The following is a 15,696-nucleotide window of genomic DNA, read 5'->3' on the forward strand; positions in this document are numbered from 1 at the left end:
GGTGGCGCGTCCCACACCTCACGCGTCGCCGCCGTGCCCGACCAGGGAGGAGAGCGCCGCCATGACCGACCGCGCCCCGCAGCCGGTGGACCGACAGCTGCCCACCGAAGAGTCCCGTGATCTGCTCGCGCTCGTACGAGAGATCGCGCAGCGGGAGATCCGCCCCCGGGCCGCCGAGGAGGAGGACGACGGACGCTTCCCCCGGGAGGTCTTCACCCTCCTGTCGGAGGCCGGCCTGCTGGGGCTCCCGTACGCCGGCGAGTTCGGCGGCGGCGAGCAGCCGTACGAGGTCTACCTCCAGGTGCTGGAGGAGCTCGCCGCGGCCCGGCTGACGGTCGGCCTCGGTGTCAGCGTGCACTCCCTGGCCTGCCACGGCCTCGCCGGCTACGGCACCAAGGAGCAGCAGGGTGCCCACCTCCCCGCGATGCTCGGCGGCGGTCTGCTCGGCGCCTACTGTCTCTCGGAGCCGGCCGCCGGCTCCGACGCCGCCTCACTGACCACCAAGGCCGTCCGCGACGGCGACGACTGGGTCATCACCGGCACCAAGGCGTGGATCACGCACGGCGGGGTCGCGGACTTCTACACCGTCCTCGCGCGCACGGGTGTGAGCGGCCCCAAGGGCATCACCGCCTTCCTCGTCCCCGGCGACGCGGCCGGTCTGACGGCGGCGGTCCCCGAGAAGAAGATGGGCATGAAGGGCTCGCCCACCGCCCAGCTGCACTTCGACGGCGTACGCGTCCCCGACACCCGGCGCATCGGCGAGGAGGGGCAGGGATTCACCATCGCCCTGGCCGCCCTGGACGCCGGCCGGCTCGGGATCGCCGCCTGCGCGATCGGCGTCGCCCAGGCGGCCCTGGACGAGGCCCTGGTCTACGCCCTGGACCGCAAGCAGTTCGGGCACCCCATCGCGGACTTCCAGGGGCTGCGCTTCATGCTGGCCGACATGGCGACCAAGATCGAGGCGGGTCGGGCGCTGTACCTCGCCGCCGCGCGCCTGAGGGACGCCGGCAAGCCCTTCTCCCGCCAGGCCGCCATGGCCAAGCTGTTCTGCACGGACGCCGCGATGGCCGTCACGACGGACGCCGTGCAGGTCCTCGGCGGCTACGGGTACACCGCGGACTTCCCGGTGGAGCGGCTCATGCGCGAGGCGAAGGTGCTCCAGATCGTGGAGGGCACCAACCAGATCCAGCGCATGGTCATCGCCCGCCACCTCGCGGGCCCCGAGACCCGCTGAGGCGCCCGGGCCGGGGCGCCGGCCCGGCCGCCGCCACCGTCGCCCGGTCGATCCGGGCCCGTGCCGACGCCCGGTCGGTCCGGCCCGGTTCATCGGACGGCCGGTCCGGCCCGGCGATGTGTCGGCCCGGCCCGACGGTACCTCGGCCCGTCCGCTCAGCCTCCGTACAGGGGGCCGCTGGGCCAGATCGGGGACGAGGCGATCCGTGACCACTCCGGATCGCGCCGCCCCGGCACCGTCCGGCCCTCGGCGGTCCAACCGGCCAGGAGCGTGTTGTAGACGGGTGTGTCGGGGTTCCGCAGCGGAACCGATTCTTCGTACCCGTGAGGCGTGGGCCGCCGCCTGCGACCCGTTCTCGGCGTGGACGTCTCAAGCGTGGTCATGCACGGCAAAACGCGAGATCAGCCCATGGGTAACCGGGCCCCGCCCACGGCCATCCGTTCGACGTGTCCCCGAGGCGTCCCCGACGCCGCCGCCGACCACTCGCCGCCCCGCCGGCGGTCGGTCGGCGTCCTGTCGGCGCGCGGTCGGTGGCCGGCATCCCCCTCCCGGCCCAGGTGGCCGGACGTGCCTTCCTGTCGCGTAGTGCCACAACTCTGTTCCTCGAAACGGTTTCTGACGTACCGTCATATCCGTTTGAGTCGCACACCAGGCCAACCCGCGCCACGCCACGTCACGCGCCGCCACGCCGCCGCGCCCAGGAGGTCCGCCATGCCCGCCGACCGGCCCGTCCCGCTTGACGAATACCCCATCCACCAGGCGCCGTTGTCGATGAAGCACCTCGTCAGCGGCGACCGCAACGCCTACGACCGCTGCATCTTCCACGTCTTCGACCACGCCGGCCGGGCCGTCCTCATCCTCGGCCTCGGCGTCTACCCCAACGCGGGCGTCATCGACGCCTACGCCACCCTGCGCATCGGGGACGAACTCCTCGCAGTCCGCGCCTCCGACGCCCTCGGCGACGACCGGATGAACCTCTCCGTCGGCCCGCTCCGCATCACCGTCGACGAGCCGCTCAAGCGGATCGGTCTCCACTGCGACGCCGACCCCGCCGACCCCGAGGGCCTCTCGTACGACATCACCTGGACCGCCGAGTTCCCCGCCGTCTGGGAGCCCCACCACGTGCAGCGCCGCGGCGACCGGCTGATGCTGGAAGGCCGCCGCTTCGTCCAGGCCGGCAACGTCACCGGCACCATCCGGGTCAGGGGCGAGGAACTCACCCTGACCCCCGGCGCGTGGACCGGTACCCGCGACCGCAGTTGGGGCGTGCGCCCGATCCCCGGCGAGGACGGCGGCCGGGCGGCGGAGGAACACCGCACCGAGGGCTTCCACTGGCTCTGGATACCCGTCCGCTTCGAGGACCGGTTCCTCATGGTCGTCGTCCAAGAGGACGCCGACGGCCACCGCATCCTCAACGAGGCCGTCCAGGTCTTCCCCGAGGGCGACGACCGCCACGACGTCCAACTCGGTTGGCCGCACACCGACATCCGCTACCGTCCCGGCAGCCGCCACCCCGAGAGCGCCGTCGTCCACCTCACCGACCCGGCCCGCAAGCCACTCGAACTCGGCGTCCGCGTCCTCAACTCCTCCCCCCTCGCGGTCGGCGCCGGCTACCCGCCCGCCGCCGACTGGCAGCACGGCACCTGGCAGGGCCGCGCCTGGACCGACCGGCGCGTCTACGACCTCTCCGATCCCACCGCGCACCCCATGGCCGCCTTCGGGGTCACCGACCACTCGGCCCGCTTCACCCTCGACGGCCGGGTCGGACACGGCATCTTCGAGCACGGCAGCTTCGGCCGTCACGACCCGAGCGGCTTCACCGACCACACCTCCGTGGCCCCGTGACCCCGAGCGGACTTCGCGAGAGCCCCGAGGACGACGCTCCATCGGAAAGGAAGGCAGGACCCGCCATGGCAACGGCACCACGTCCCCGCACCTCCACCCGCGAACCCGAGGAACTCGGCCGCCGCCTCGCCGCCTGGCTCGACGCGACTCTCCCCGGCGCGAAGGTCACCAACATCTCCGTCCCCGGTTCCAACGGCATGTCCAGCGAGACCCTGCTCTTCGACATCGAACACCCCGACACCCCGGAGCGGGCCTGCGCCCTGCGCCTGGCCGCGGACCCGGCCGCGTACACCGTCTTCCCCGTCTACGACCTGCCCCGCCAGTACCGGGTGATGAGCCTGGTCGCCGCGCACACCGACCTGCCCGTGCCGCGCGTGCGCTGGCTGGAGGAGGATCCGGGCCCGCTCGGCGCGCCCTTCCTCGTCATGGCCCGCGCCGAGGGCCGGGTACCGCCCGACGTCATGCCCTACACGTACGACGGCAACTGGCTGCACTCCGCCACCGACGCCGAACGCGCACGACTCCAGGAGGCGAGCGTCTCCCTGCTCGCCCGCCTCCACGACCAGTTCCCCACCGGGGAGGCGCGGTTCCTCCTCCCACCCGGGGAGGGAAGCCCACTGCGCCGCCACGTCGAGGCCCAACGCGCCTACTACGCATGGGTGGTGGCCGGACTGGCCCCCTCACCGCTCCTGGAGCGGGCCTTCGATCGACTGGAGGAACTCTGGCCCGCCGACGAGGGCGACCCCGTCCTCAACTGGGGAGACGCCCGCATCGGCAACGTCGTCTACCAGACCGACGGCTTCGAGCCGGTGGCCGTCCTCGACTGGGAGATGGCCTCGTACGCCCCCCGGGAGGTCGACCTGGGCTGGACCGTCTACCTGCACCGCTTCTTCCAGGACCTGACCGTCGGGTTCGGCCGGCCGGGCCTGCCCGACTTCCTGCGCCGCGAGGACGTGGAACGCCGGTACGCCGAACTCACCGGGCACACCCCGCGGGACATGGAGTTCCACACCCTCTACGCGGCCCTGCGGCACGGGATCGTGATGCTGCGCATCGCCTACCGGCAGGCGCACTTCGGGGAGGTCGAGGTCCCGGCGGACCCGGACGGCCTGATCCTGCACCACGCCACCCTCGACGCCATGGTGCGGGGAACGTACTGGTAGGGCGGGCGGCCCGTCAGGCGGCCTGCGCGTGCTGGCGCATCTGCGGCGGCAGCGGGGCCGTCACGCGCACGGGACGCGAGCCCGGACCGCCGACGTGCGAGAAGGGCTGCGTCCGCCAGTCGAGGCCCTGCGGGAGCGACAGGTGCACGATCGGGTCGAGTTCCTGCACGTCGTGCTGGAATCCGCCCACGGTCGGCAGCGCGTCGGAAGCCGGCCGGCCCGTACCCGCGCACACCGTGAGCCCGAACGGGTTCCACGGGGACAGGCAGAGGGCGTGCTGCGGCAGGTACTCCTCGTCCGCGACGAGGGCGATCGACTGGCCGCAGTCGGGGCAGATCGCGTGGTGGATCTCGAACCCCTCGGCCTCGTCGAGGTAGCCGTCCTCGTCGGAATCGAGCAGTTCCGGAGGCTCCGGTTCGATGCGACCGGCGCGCTTGGCGTTCAGCATGGATGTACTCCCCCTTGAATGGGCCGGGCGGGCAGGTTCTTCGGCCACGGCCACACCAAGCACTTCCCGTCACGCGGCACGAGTAACCACAACCGCCCCCGGTACGCCTCCGTACCCCTGTGGCCTTGGTCACATGCCCGCCGCAGGTGCCACCCAACCCGTGGACACCGCTGTGCCTGGAGCGGCATTGGGCAATAGGTTGAGCGGCTATGAGCGCAATGGAGGAGCTGGACCGCCAGATCGTTGATCTGCTCGTGCGGGACGGGCGAATGAGCTACACGGATCTGGGCAAGGCCACGGGACTGTCCACGTCGGCGGTCCATCAGCGAGTACGCCGCCTGGAGCAGCGCGGGGTGATCCGCGGCTATGCCGCCGTGGTCGACCCCGAGGCCGTCGGGCTGCCCCTGACGGCGTTCATCTCGGTCAAGCCGTTCGACCCCAGCGCGCCGGACGACATCGCCGACCGCCTGGCGGGCGTCCCGGAGATCGAGGCCTGCCACAGCGTGGCCGGAGACGAGAACTACATCCTCAAGGTTCGCGTGGGCACGCCCCTGGAGCTGGAGGACCTGCTGGGCCGACTGCGCGCCCTGGCGCACGTCTCGACCCGCACGACGGTGGTGCTGTCCACCCCGTACGAGTCCCGTCCGCCCCGCGTGTGACGGCCCCCTGACCCGTCCTCCGCACCGCCCGGCCGCGGCTCCCCACCCCGGGGGACCCGAGGTCGGGCCCGGCCGGCCAAGGCGGGAGACTGGGTCCCATGACTGACCGCACCGCCTCCGCCGACGCCGCCGGAGCCCCCGTACCCGACCGCACCGTCCTCCTTCGCGGCGGCGAGGTGCACAGCCCCGCCGACCCGTTCGCCACCGCGATGGTCGTCGAGCGCGGACACGTCGCCTGGGTCGGCTCGGAAGGCGCCGCCGACGCCTTCGCCCAGGGCGTCGACGAGGTCGTCGACCTCGACGGGGCGCTCGTGACGCCCGCGTTCACCGACGCCCACGTGCACACCACCTCCACCGGTCTCGCCCTCACCGGACTGGACCTCTCCGACGCCCCCACCCTCGCGGACGCCCTGGATCGGGTGCGCGCCCACGCGGCCCGTCGTCCCGACGACCGGGTGCTCCTCGGACACGGCTGGGACGCCGCCCGCTGGCCGGAGCGACGCGCCCCGCGCCGCGAGGAGCTGGACCGGGCCACCGGGGGCCGCCCGCTCTACCTCAGCCGCATCGACGTCCACTCGGCCGTGGTCACCACCGCGCTCCTCGACCTGGTCCCCGGGGGCCTCGGCCCGGTCGCCGGCGACGAGCCGTTGACCGCCGACGCCCACCACGCCGTACGCGCGGTCGCCCTCGGCGCCGTCGGCCCGACCCAGCGCGCCGAGGCCCAGCGGGCCGCCCTGGACCGGGCCGCGTCCCTCGGCATCGGCTCCGTGCACGAGTGCGGCGGCCCGGAGATCTCCTCCCCGGAGGACTTCACCGACCTGCTCGACCTGGCCCGCAGCCACCCCGGCCCGCGCGTCTTCGGCTACTGGGCCGATCGGGACCTCGACCTGGCCAAGCGGCTCGGTGCGGTCGGCGCCGCCGGCGACCTCTTCGTGGACGGCGCCCTCGGCTCCCACACCGCCTGCCTGCACGCCCCGTACACCGACGCCGCGCACACCGGCACCGGCTACCTGGACGCCCGTGACGTCGCCGCGCACGTCGCCGCCTGCACCGAACAGGGCCTCCAGGCCGGTTTCCACGCCATCGGCGACGCCGCCGTGAGCGCCGTCGTCGAAGGCGTCCGGGCCGCCGCCGACACCGTGGGCCTCGCCCGGGTGCGGGCCGCCCGCCACCGGGTCGAGCACGCCGAGATGATGACCCCGGCCACCATCGCCGCCTTCGCGGAACTGGGCCTCACCGCCTCCGTGCAGCCCGCCTTCGACGCCGCCTGGGGCGGCGAGGACGGCATGTACGCCGACCGGCTCGGCGTCGAGCGCGCCCGCACCCTCAACCCGTACGCGGCCCTGCTGAAGGCCGGCGTCCCGCTCGCCTTCGGCTCGGACGCGCCCGTCACCCCGCTCGACCCCTGGGGCACCGTCCGGGCGGCCGCCTTCCACCGGACCCCCGAGCACCGGATCTCCGTACGGGCCGCCTTCGCCGCCCACACCCGCGGCGGTTGGCGGGCCCTCGGTCGGGACGACGCCGGCATCCTCGTCCCCGGTGCCCCGGCCGACTACGCGGTCTGGCGGACCGAGGAACTGGTCGTCCAGGCTCCCGACGACCGGGTCGCCCGTTGGTCCACCGACCCGCGCTCGGGCACCCCGGGGCTGCCCGACCTGACCCCCGGCGGGGATCTGCCGGTGTGCCTGGCGACGGTCGTCGGCGGCCGGGAGGTTTTCGTACGCCCACAGGGGTGATCCGACCGGCCTCGGTTCGGTCCCGGCGGCCGGACCCGGATAGGTTCGGCCGGGTCCACCACAGGACGTCCGTACCGGACGGATCCGTCCGCTCAGCGCACCCGCGCCTCGGGGGCGAGGGAAGGTTTCGCCGGCGGCTGGTGGCCCCAGGTCGGGGCCCGGCGGTCCAGTAGACAACGGTCACGGTGACCCGCAGCCAGCGGGAGCCGGGCCGGCCCGAAGGACCGCCGGCTCCGATCGCTGTTCTAAAATCATCCTGCTGTGACGGGACGTACGAGGCCGGCCGGACGAGAAACACGCAAGGGGACCCAGTGAGCGATGGCGGACAGCGGACCTACGGGCCGCTCGGCACCACCCTGGTGATCATTCCGACGTACAACGAGGCCGAGAACATCGGCCCGATCGTCGGCCGGGTCCGGGCCGCCGTCCCCGCAGCGCACGTCCTGGTCGCCGACGACAACAGCCCCGACGGGACCGGCAAGCTCGCCGACGAGCTGGCCTGCGCCGACGAGCAGGTCCACGTGCTGCACCGAAAGGGCAAGGAAGGCCTCGGCGCCGCCTACCTGGCCGGCTTCGCCTGGGGCCTGGAGCGCGGCTACGGGGTCCTCGTGGAGATGGACGCCGACGGCTCCCACCGACCCGAGGAACTGCCCCGGCTGCTCACCGCCCTCGGCAACGCCGACCTGGTCCTGGGATCCCGCTGGGTGCCGGGCGGCCGCGTCGTCAACTGGCCCAAGAGCCGCGAGATGCTCTCCCGCGGCGGTTCCACGTACTCCCGACTGCTCCTGGACGTGCCGATCCGGGACGTGACCGGCGGGTACCGCGCCTTCCGCAGCGAGACGCTGGAGGGCCTGGGCCTGGAGGAGGTGGCCTCCGCCGGCTACTGCTTCCAGGTGGACCTGGCCCGCCGCGCCATCCGCCAGGGCTTCAGGGTCGTCGAGGTGCCCATCACCTTCGTCGAGCGAGAGTTCGGCGACAGCAAGATGAGCAAGGACATCGTGGTGGAGGCCCTGTGGCGGGTCACCCAGTGGGGCATCAAGGCCCGGGCGGCGAAGCTGACCGGCCGGCCCCCGTACTGAGACCCGGCTCCCGGACGCCCCCTAAGGGATGTCCGGTACCTCCGACTGAGGTCGCTTTTACACCGCCCCAGGCACACTGGTGACATGACGACCGGCATTTCGACGGCCCCACGACGGCGCTCGCCCGCCCGCACTCTGCTTCCCCTGGCGGTCGCCGCCTGGCTGATCCTGGAGATCTGGCTGCTCAGCCTGGTCGCCGGCGCGGCCGGCGGATTGACCGTCGCCCTGTTGATCGCGGGCGGGATCCTGCTCGGCGCCGTGGTCATCAAGCGCGCCGGGCGACGGGCCTTCAAGAACCTCACCGACTCCTTCCAGCGGGCGCAGCAGGGCCAAGGGCCCGAGCAGGCCGGGCAGCGGCCCGGCCAGGGCAACGGCCTGATCATGCTCGCGGGCCTGTTCCTGATGCTGCCGGGCCTGATCTCCGACGCGGCCGGACTGCTCCTGCTGCTCCCGCCCGTCCGGGCCCTGATCAGCCGCCGTGCCACACGCTCCCTGGAGCGCAGGATGGCCGCGGCGCCCGCCGGCACCTTCGGCGACGCCTTCCAGCAGGCCCGGATCCATCAGCCCGACGGCAAGGTCGTCCAGGGCGAGGTCATCCGCGAGGACCGGCCGGCGCCCGGACCGGGCCAGGCCGGCCCGGACACCGGTCACCGGCCGCCGCTGACCCACTGAAGCGCCGATCCCCGGGCCGGTCGGCTCCGGAGCCGGACAAGCCGAGGGCCCCCGCCACGGATGTGGCGGGGGCCCTCGGCTTCGTTCTCAGTCCGGTTGTCAGGCGGACTTGCGGCTGTCCCGCGGATGCACGGCAATGTTCATGGCGCCGGAACGAAGGACCGCGAGCCTCTCGGCAAGCACTTCCTCCAGCTCCTCGCGGGTGCGTCGCTCCATGAGCATGTCCCAGTGCGTTCGCGCAGGCTTGCCCTTCTTCTCTTCGGGCCCGTCCCCGTCCACCAGGAGTGCCATGGCGCCGCACGCCTTGCACTCCCACTCCGGCGGAATTTCTGCCTCAACCGAGAACGGCATCTCAAATCGATGTCCGTTCTGGCATGCGTACTCCACCGCCTGGCGCGGGGCCAGATCGATGCCGCGGTCCGTCTCGTAGCTGGTAACCACGAGCCGCGTACCGCGGAGAGCTCGCTCACTCATGAATCGTGCCTCCCGGGCTTGTCGCCCACAGGACAGGTGTCGCTGTCGTCGTCATCCGGTCAACGTCCGGTCGGCGGTATAGATTCCCGCTCCGGGTCATGCGTCGCCCGTCGTACCGCCCCTTGTTGTACCCACCAGTGCCCGTTTTGTCACATCTGGCAGCAGATGTCACCCAACGTCCGCTCTTCTTGAGCGCGCAGTAACGGTCCGCCTGGCAGGCCAAAGGCGTACACTACCGGCCCTTAGCTTGAACGTCGAAATTCGTTCCGAATTCGTCTCTCGGACCCGCTCTCAGATCCTCTCGGGAACAGGATTGCCCGCCGCCTCCACCGCGCGCCGCACCGGCACCCTCGCGAGCAGCACGAAACCCAGTGCGAAGAACACCACCAACGAGATGATCGCGTCCCGATAACTGCCCGTGACCTGGTACGTCAGCCCGAAGACCAGCGGTCCGATCCAGCTCAGCCCCCGGTCGCTCATCTCGTAGGCGGAGAAGTACTCGGCCTCCTTGCCCGCCGGGACCAGGTGCGAGAACAGCGAACGCGACAGCGCCTGGCTGCCGCCGAGCACGAGCCCGATCATCGCCGCCAGCACGAAGAACCACACCGGTGTCCGGGCCGGCAGGAAGTACCCGGCGGCCAGGGTCACCGTCCACCCGGCCAGCGAACCGAGGATCGTCCGCTTGGCGCCGTACACGCGGGCCAGCCGGCCCATGCCCAGCGCGCCCGCCACCGCCAGGACCTGGACGAGCAGCACCGCCACGATCAGGGTGGACTGCTCCAGCTCCAGTTCCTCCGACCCGTAGACCGAGGCCTGGGAGATCACCGTCTGCACGCCGTCGTTGTAGATCAGATAGGCCAGCAGGAACGACAGCGTCAGCGGATGGCGCCGCATGTCCTTCAAGGTGGCCACCAACTGCCGCCAACCGCTGACCGGCGCACCCGCACCCGCCTCCCGGGCCGGCCCCCGGTCACGCAGCCGACGCAGCGGAATGATCGCGAAGGCGCCCCACCACAGGCCGGCGGACGCCAGACAGATGCGCACCGCCGCGCCCTCGGACAGCCCGAAGGAGTCGTGGCCCTGGTAGAGCACCAGGTTCATGACGAGCACGAGGGCGCCCGAGGTGTAGCCGAAGGCCCAACCCCGCGAGGAGACGGTGTCCCGCTCGTCCGGAGTGGCGATCTGCGGCAGGAAGGCGTTGTACAACACCATCGAGACCGCCAGCGAGGCGTTCGCCACGACGAGCAGGAACCCGCCGAGCAGATAGCGGTCACCGTCGAGGAAGAACATCCCGGTCGTCGCGGCCGCGCCCGTGTACGCCGCCACCGCCAGCAGCGGCTTCCTGCGTCCGCTGCGGTCCGCGACGGCCCCGGCCAGCGGCATGATCAGCACGGCCAGCAGCACCGACGCGGAGACCGCGTACGCGAAGAAGGAACCGGCCCGGATCGGGATGCCGAGCGGGTGCACATAGCCCTCGACGTCCGCCGCCGCCCTGGTCACCGACGTCAGGTAGGGCCCGAGGAACACCGTGAGCACGCTGGTCGAGTAGACCGAGCAGGCGAAGTCGTAGAAGTACCAGCCGTGCTGTTCGCGTTTGCGGGCGGCGGCGCCGGCTCTGCCGTCCTCCGTTCCCGGTTCCGCTTCCTCCGGTGGAGATATGTCTCGCGCGCTCACTCCGGTGCCCCCTCGCTGTACGTGCCGCCGCGGCCCGCGCGGAGCCCGAAAGGGCCGTCAGGCCCAGGCTCCGCGCCGGTCCAGCACCGTGCGCAAGATGTCGATCCGGTCGGTCATGATGCCATCGACTCCCATGTCGAGAAGAGAGTCCATGCGTTCCGGTTCGTTCACGGTCCACACGTGCACCTGCAGTCCCCGCTCGTGCGCCGTCCGGACGAACCGCCGATCGACCACCCGGACGCCGGCCTGCGTCTCCGGAACCTGCGCCGCCACCGCCCCCGCGCGCAGCGCCGCCGGGATCGCGAACGACCGCAGCCGCAGCCCCACCACGCCGCGCACCCCGTACGAGGTCGCCAGTCGGGGGCCGGCGATCTTCTGGGCCCGGGCCACCCGGCTCTCCGAGAAGGAGCCCACGCAGACCCGGTCCCAGACCCGGGCCCGCGCGATCAGGTTCACCAACGGGTACAGGGCGCTCTCCGCCTTCACGTCGACGTTCCAGCGGGCCTCCGGGAACTCCTCCAGGAGGTCCTCGAACAGGGCCAGGGGCTCGGTGCCCGCCACCCGGGCCTCCCGGATCCGCTTCCACGGCAGTTCGGCGATCCGCCCCCGACCGTCGGTGACCCGGTCCAGGGTGGAGTCGTGGAAGGCGACCAGCTTCCCGTCGACCGTGGCGTGCACATCGGTCTCGAAGTAGCGGTAACCCGCGTCGGCCGCCCGGTGGAAGGCGGCGGCGGTGTTCTCCAGCCCGTCCGCGGCCCCTCCCCGGTGCGCGAAGGGGATGGGAGCCGGGTGGTCCAGATACGGGTGCCGAAGGCGTACGTGCGTCACGGCGGCAGTATGCCCCCTGCCGCCGGTGGGACGGGAGCGTCCGGATGGCCGCGGGGTGAACGCGCCCGCGACGAGGCGGGGGCGCTCCGGTGGCCCCTCCCCGCCCCCTCCGTGGACCGTCTCCGGAGCCCCCTGGCCGGAGTGGACCGCCCCGTGACACCCTGGATCGCGCGGAACCAATCCAATACCGGTCGCCCCTCGGGGTCGGACGGGGCCAATTCGACGAAGGTGGACCGGACAGCATGGCTCAGTGGACCTCGGCGGTCGGCGCCGCCCAGCTCGCCCGCCTCATCACCTCACAGCAGGGGCGCTCCGCCACGTCCGGCACGCGCAAACCGCCCGCCTACCGCAGCCTCGCCGACGGCATCCGCCTCCTCGTCCTCGAAGGGCGCGTCCCCGTCGCCGCCCGGCTGCCCGCCGAACGGGAGCTGGCCGTCGCGCTCACCGTCAGCCGCACCACCGTCGCCGCCGCCTACGAGGCGCTGCGCGGCGAAGGGTTCCTGGAATCCCGCCGGGGCGCGGGCAGCTGGACCGCCGTGCCCGCCGGGAACCCGCTTCCCGCCCGGGGCCTGGAACCCCTGCCGCCCGAGTCCCTCGGCTCGATGATCGACCTCGGCTGCGCCGCCCTGCCGGCCCCCGAGCCCTGGCTCACCAAGGCCGTCCAGGGAGCCCTGGAGGAACTGCCGCCGTACGCGCACACCCACGGCGACTACCCCGCCGGCCTGCCCGCCCTGCGCAGGATGCTCGCCGACCGCTACACCGAGCGCGGCATCCCCACGATGCCCGAACAGATCATGGTGACCACCGGTGCCATGGGCGCCATCGACGCCATCTGCAGCCTCTTCGCGGGGCGCGGCGAGCGCATCGCCGTCGAATCCCCGTCCTACGCCAACATCCTCCAGCTCATGCGCGCCGCCGGGGTGCGCCTCGTGCCCGTCGCCATGGCCGCCGGGCTGAGCGGCTGGGACATGGACGTCTGGCGGCAGGTGCTGCGCGACTCCGCCCCGCGGCTCGCCTACGTGGTCGCCGACTTCCACAACCCCACCGGCGCCCTCGCCTCGGACGAGCAGCGCCGCGCGATGGTGGAGGCGGCCCGTTCGGCCGGCACCGTGCTCGTCGCCGACGAGACCATGGCCGAACTCCGGCTGGACCCGGACGTGGAGATGCCCCGTCCGGTCTGCTCCTTCGACCCCGCCGGCTCCACGGTCGTCACCGTCGGTTCCGCCAGCAAGGCCTTCTGGGCCGGCATGCGGATCGGCTGGGTCCGCGCGGCCCCGGACGTCATCCGCAGCCTGGTCGCGGCCCGCGCGTACGCCGACCTCGGCACACCCGTGCTCGAACAGCTCGCGGTGAACTGGCTGATGCGGACCGGAGGCTGGGAGGAGGCCGTGGAGATTCGCCGCGACCAGGCCCGGGAGAACCGCGACGCGCTCGTCGCCGCGGTGCGCCGGGAACTGCCCGACTGGGAGTTCCAGGTGCCCCGGGGCGGCCTCACCCTGTGGGCCCGCGCGGGTGGACTGTCCGGGTCCCGGCTGGCCGAGGTGGGGGAGCGGGTCGGCGTACGGGTCCCCTCGGGCCCCCGGTTCGGCGTGGACGGGGCCTTCGAGGGTTACGTCCGGCTTCCGTTCACGGTCGGCGGCCCGGTCGCCGAGGAGGCCGCCTCGCGCCTCGCGGCGGCGGCCCGGCTGGTCGGTACGGGCGCCGGCGGCAGCGGGGCGGAACCCCCGCGCACGTTCGTCGCGTAGGCCCGTCGTCGAAGTGGCACCGGACCCGGCCCTGTCGGCGAGGCGCCACCCACGGCCCGGCAAGATCCGAAAGAGACGGCTTACGGCCCGACCGGCCACGGGCCGCGGGCGGGCGGTGTCTCCGCCGGCACCTCCGTGATCTCCCGCCCCTCGATCGAGGGGCCCTGGGCCTGGGCCGGGGGCTGGACGATGTGCAGCGGCGTCGCCGGCGTGCCGTGCTCCGCGACCGCCGTCGGCCGGGCCTGTCGCTCCGGCAGCAGCTCCCGTACCGCCTGACGGTGCGCGGGATGCGCGGCGTCGTCGTACGGGTCCGGGGTCGCGGGCACCTGTACCCGGTGCACGGGGCCCGTGCCGAGCCGCGCGTAGCCGCGCCCGGGCGGCACCATCGCCGTCGGGGTGGTGTGCGGGGGCAGGCCGAGCACGTCGGCGATCTGCTGGACGGAGGCGGAGCCGAGCACGACGCGGGCCCGGGTGTGCTGCCACACGGCGTCATCGAGCAGTTCCAGGTGCTCGAACTGTTCCGCGACCACCACCGTGACGTGTGCGGCCCGACCGTGGCGCAACGGCACCTGGAGCCGCGCGAGGGGGTCGGGCCGCCCCTCGGCCGCCGCGAGGTGGGTGAGCACGCTGGGGCGGTCGAGCAGGATCCACAGGGGGCGTCGGGTGTCCTCGGGCAGGGGCCGGCCCGCCTCGCGGGCCCGGTGGGTGGCGACGAGCCGTCGCTCGGTCTCGTGCGCGGCCCACTCCAGGGTGGCCGGGGCCCCCGCGGGGCCGCACTCGACGGCCAGCACGCCCGCGCGGCCGGAGAGGCAGGAGTACTCGCCGCTGCCGCCGCCCTCGACGATCAGCACGTCGCCGTCGTGGTGGAGTGCCTGAAGGGCGATGGAGCGCAGCAGGGTGGACGTCCCGCTGCCGGGTTGGCCGACGGCCAGCAGGTGCGGTTCGGTGGAGCGGGGCCCGGTGCGCCAGATCACCGGGGGCACGTCCCGGGTCTGTTCCCCCTCCGCTACGGGCAGGGTGCGCTGTACGCCGCCCGCGTCGGTGAGCCCGAGGACGGTCTCGCCGGGGGAGGTGACGAACCGTTGGGCGGCGATGCCCGTCGGCAGCGCCTCCAGCACGCTCAGGTCGAGTTGGTTGGCCTCCTCGTCCCAGTCGAAGCGGTACTCCCGTCCGCGCCCGGACTTGGAGTGCAGCAGGGCCTCGATGCGGGCCCGGGGGGCGAGCTCGCCGTCGGCGAAGTAGGCCGGGTAGCGGATGCGGAGCCGGGTGACGCGGCCCGCGTCGTCGAAGACGTGGCCGCTGAAGGCCCGGTCCCATTCCCCGCCGTGGGCGAAGAGCGGGTTCGGGTCCTCGGGGATGGAGAAGTACGGCACGAGGGCCTCGTAGAGGGAGGCGAGCCGCTCCGTCTCGGCGTCGCTGGGGCCGGTCTTCACCGGGGTGCGGTCGCGTCCGTGCCAGCCCGCCGCCGCCATCAGGGTCACGAGGGCGATCAGGGGACCGTACGGGACGAGCGCGACGACGAGGACGCAGGCGGCGCCCAGGAACAGCCCGGGACCACGCTTGTCCTTGGGGGTGTCGGACCATTTGCGTCGCCCGGCGGAGGCCAGGACGCGCAGGCCGCGCCCGATGACGAGGAGCGGATGGAGGACGTCCGTGGCGCTGTCGGCGGCCGTGCGGGCGAAGTCGCGGCCCCGGGACAGCGACACGGTGCCGCTGCTGAGGATGCGGGGGAGTGGGCGCCTGGCCACGGGCGTCTCCTGGAGTCGGGGTGGTGGCGGACGGTGCGGTCGGGGGCCTGGGGCATGTCGTCGAAGTCCCGCCTGCCGGCGGCCGGCAGGCGCGCTTCGACGACGTTCCCTAGAGCTTGATCCCGCCGAGAAGGCTCGCGAGGCTCGCCGTACTCGCCGTGATGCTGGGTGCGATGGCGGAGCCGGCGAGGAAGAAGCCGAAGAGCGCGCACACGAACGCGTGCGACAGCTTCATCCCGTCCTTCTTGAAGAAGAGGAAGCAGATGATTCCGAGCAGGACGACACCTGAGATGGACAGGACCATGAGAAGTTCTCCTGGTGGGTGAGGACGGTCACCATCAGTCCTTCCAGGCTCACAGCAAGTATCAATGCGACAAAAGGTGCATACGGG

General features: G+C 72.9%; 14 protein-coding genes. 8 read left to right on the forward strand and 6 right to left on the reverse strand.

Annotation, left to right across the window (positions count from 1 at the left end; translation table 11 throughout):
* The first annotated feature begins 61 nt into the window (after nucleotides 1-61).
* From ADK55_RS23715 to ADK55_RS23725, 3 genes are all read left to right on the forward strand, one after another.
* A complete protein-coding gene (locus ADK55_RS23715; RefSeq protein WP_053681807.1) occupies nucleotides 62-1,234 on the forward strand; it encodes an acyl-CoA dehydrogenase family protein in 1,173 nt (390 codons plus the stop codon).
* Between the two features lie 711 nt (nucleotides 1,235-1,945).
* The gene (locus ADK55_RS23720; RefSeq protein ID WP_053681808.1) at nucleotides 1,946-3,079 is read left to right on the forward strand and encodes a hypothetical protein; all 1,134 of its coding nucleotides are present in this window, start codon (nucleotides 1,946-1,948) and stop codon (nucleotides 3,077-3,079) included.
* Nucleotides 3,080-3,144: 65 nt separating this feature from the next.
* Nucleotides 3,145-4,242 (forward strand): phosphotransferase family protein, encoded by a 1,098-nt coding sequence (locus ADK55_RS23725; protein ID WP_053681809.1) that lies wholly within the window; start codon nucleotides 3,145-3,147, stop codon nucleotides 4,240-4,242.
* A 13-nt stretch (nucleotides 4,243-4,255) separates the two neighbouring features.
* On the opposite strand, the gene ADK55_RS23730 is transcribed toward ADK55_RS23725, so the two are convergent.
* Nucleotides 4,256-4,690, reverse strand: a complete 435-nt coding sequence (locus ADK55_RS23730; RefSeq protein WP_053681810.1) for a hypothetical protein — start codon at nucleotides 4,688-4,690, stop codon at nucleotides 4,256-4,258.
* Nucleotides 4,691-4,908: 218 nt separating this feature from the next.
* Between ADK55_RS23730 and ADK55_RS23735 the strand changes: the two genes are divergently transcribed.
* The 4 genes from ADK55_RS23735 (at nucleotide 4,909) to fxsA (ending at nucleotide 8,836) form a co-directional block, all read left to right on the forward strand.
* Entirely contained in the window at nucleotides 4,909-5,349 is a 441-nt protein-coding gene (locus ADK55_RS23735) for an Lrp/AsnC family transcriptional regulator (protein WP_053681811.1), read from the forward strand.
* Nucleotides 5,350-5,447: 98 nt separating this feature from the next.
* Nucleotides 5,448-7,085, forward strand: coding sequence for an amidohydrolase (locus tag ADK55_RS23740; protein WP_053681812.1), 1,638 nt, complete (start codon nucleotides 5,448-5,450; stop codon nucleotides 7,083-7,085).
* Nucleotides 7,086-7,396: 311 nt separating this feature from the next.
* A complete protein-coding gene (locus tag ADK55_RS23745; RefSeq protein ID WP_053681813.1) occupies nucleotides 7,397-8,164 on the forward strand; it encodes a polyprenol monophosphomannose synthase in 768 nt (255 codons plus the stop codon).
* An 84-nt stretch (nucleotides 8,165-8,248) separates the two neighbouring features.
* Nucleotides 8,249-8,836 (forward strand): FxsA family membrane protein, encoded by a 588-nt coding sequence (fxsA, locus tag ADK55_RS23750; RefSeq protein WP_053681814.1) that lies wholly within the window; start codon nucleotides 8,249-8,251, stop codon nucleotides 8,834-8,836.
* Between the two features lie 99 nt (nucleotides 8,837-8,935).
* Here the strand turns inward: fxsA and ADK55_RS23755 are convergent, their stop codons facing one another.
* From ADK55_RS23755 to ADK55_RS23765, 3 genes are all read right to left on the reverse strand, one after another.
* Nucleotides 8,936-9,310: an RNA polymerase-binding protein RbpA gene (locus tag ADK55_RS23755; RefSeq protein ID WP_007262928.1), complete on the reverse strand. Its 375-nt coding sequence runs from the start codon at nucleotides 9,308-9,310 to the stop codon at nucleotides 8,936-8,938.
* Between the two features lie 291 nt (nucleotides 9,311-9,601).
* Complete coding sequence (locus tag ADK55_RS23760) at nucleotides 9,602-10,969, reverse strand: MFS transporter (RefSeq protein WP_053681836.1); 1,368 nt, start codon at nucleotides 10,967-10,969, stop codon at nucleotides 9,602-9,604.
* Between the two features lie 72 nt (nucleotides 10,970-11,041).
* Complete coding sequence (locus tag ADK55_RS23765) at nucleotides 11,042-11,812, reverse strand: glycerophosphodiester phosphodiesterase family protein (RefSeq protein WP_053681815.1); 771 nt, start codon at nucleotides 11,810-11,812, stop codon at nucleotides 11,042-11,044.
* Between the two features lie 242 nt (nucleotides 11,813-12,054).
* Between ADK55_RS23765 and ADK55_RS23770 the strand changes: the two genes are divergently transcribed.
* Complete coding sequence (locus tag ADK55_RS23770; RefSeq protein ID WP_053681816.1) at nucleotides 12,055-13,557, forward strand: PLP-dependent aminotransferase family protein; 1,503 nt, start codon at nucleotides 12,055-12,057, stop codon at nucleotides 13,555-13,557.
* An 80-nt stretch (nucleotides 13,558-13,637) separates the two neighbouring features.
* Here the strand turns inward: ADK55_RS23770 and ADK55_RS23775 are convergent, their stop codons facing one another.
* Nucleotides 13,638-15,305, reverse strand: coding sequence for a hypothetical protein (locus tag ADK55_RS23775; protein WP_053681817.1), 1,668 nt, complete (start codon nucleotides 15,303-15,305; stop codon nucleotides 13,638-13,640).
* Between the two features lie 109 nt (nucleotides 15,306-15,414).
* Complete coding sequence (locus ADK55_RS23780; RefSeq protein ID WP_008743136.1) at nucleotides 15,415-15,609, reverse strand: hypothetical protein; 195 nt, start codon at nucleotides 15,607-15,609, stop codon at nucleotides 15,415-15,417.
* Between the last annotated feature and the right edge of the window lie 87 nt (nucleotides 15,610-15,696).

The sequence above is a fragment of the Streptomyces sp. WM4235 genome, assembly GCF_001279725.1.
Classification (GTDB): Bacteria; Actinomycetota; Actinomycetes; order Streptomycetales; family Streptomycetaceae; genus Streptomyces.

Bases quoted from the DNA above. Each gene is read 5' to 3' on its own strand.
- ADK55_RS23740 (WP_053681812.1), top strand. From the start codon at position 5,448: ATGACTGACCGCACCGCCTCCGCCGACGCCGCCGGAGCCCCCGTACCC.
- ADK55_RS23720 (WP_053681808.1), top strand. From the start codon at position 1,946: ATGCCCGCCGACCGGCCCGTCCCGCTTGACGAATACCCCATCCACCAG.
- ADK55_RS23730 (WP_053681810.1), bottom strand. From the start codon at position 4,690: ATGCTGAACGCCAAGCGCGCCGGTCGCATCGAACCGGAGCCTCCGGAA.
- ADK55_RS23735 (WP_053681811.1), top strand. From the start codon at position 4,909: ATGGAGGAGCTGGACCGCCAGATCGTTGATCTGCTCGTGCGGGACGGG.
- ADK55_RS23715 (WP_053681807.1), top strand. From the start codon at position 62: ATGACCGACCGCGCCCCGCAGCCGGTGGACCGACAGCTGCCCACCGAA.
- ADK55_RS23725 (WP_053681809.1), top strand. From the start codon at position 3,145: ATGGCAACGGCACCACGTCCCCGCACCTCCACCCGCGAACCCGAGGAA.
- ADK55_RS23755 (WP_007262928.1), bottom strand. From the start codon at position 9,310: ATGAGTGAGCGAGCTCTCCGCGGTACGCGGCTCGTGGTTACCAGCTAC.
- fxsA (WP_053681814.1), top strand. From the start codon at position 8,249: ATGACGACCGGCATTTCGACGGCCCCACGACGGCGCTCGCCCGCCCGC.
- ADK55_RS23770 (WP_053681816.1), top strand. From the start codon at position 12,055: ATGGCTCAGTGGACCTCGGCGGTCGGCGCCGCCCAGCTCGCCCGCCTC.
- ADK55_RS23780 (WP_008743136.1), bottom strand. From the start codon at position 15,609: ATGGTCCTGTCCATCTCAGGTGTCGTCCTGCTCGGAATCATCTGCTTC.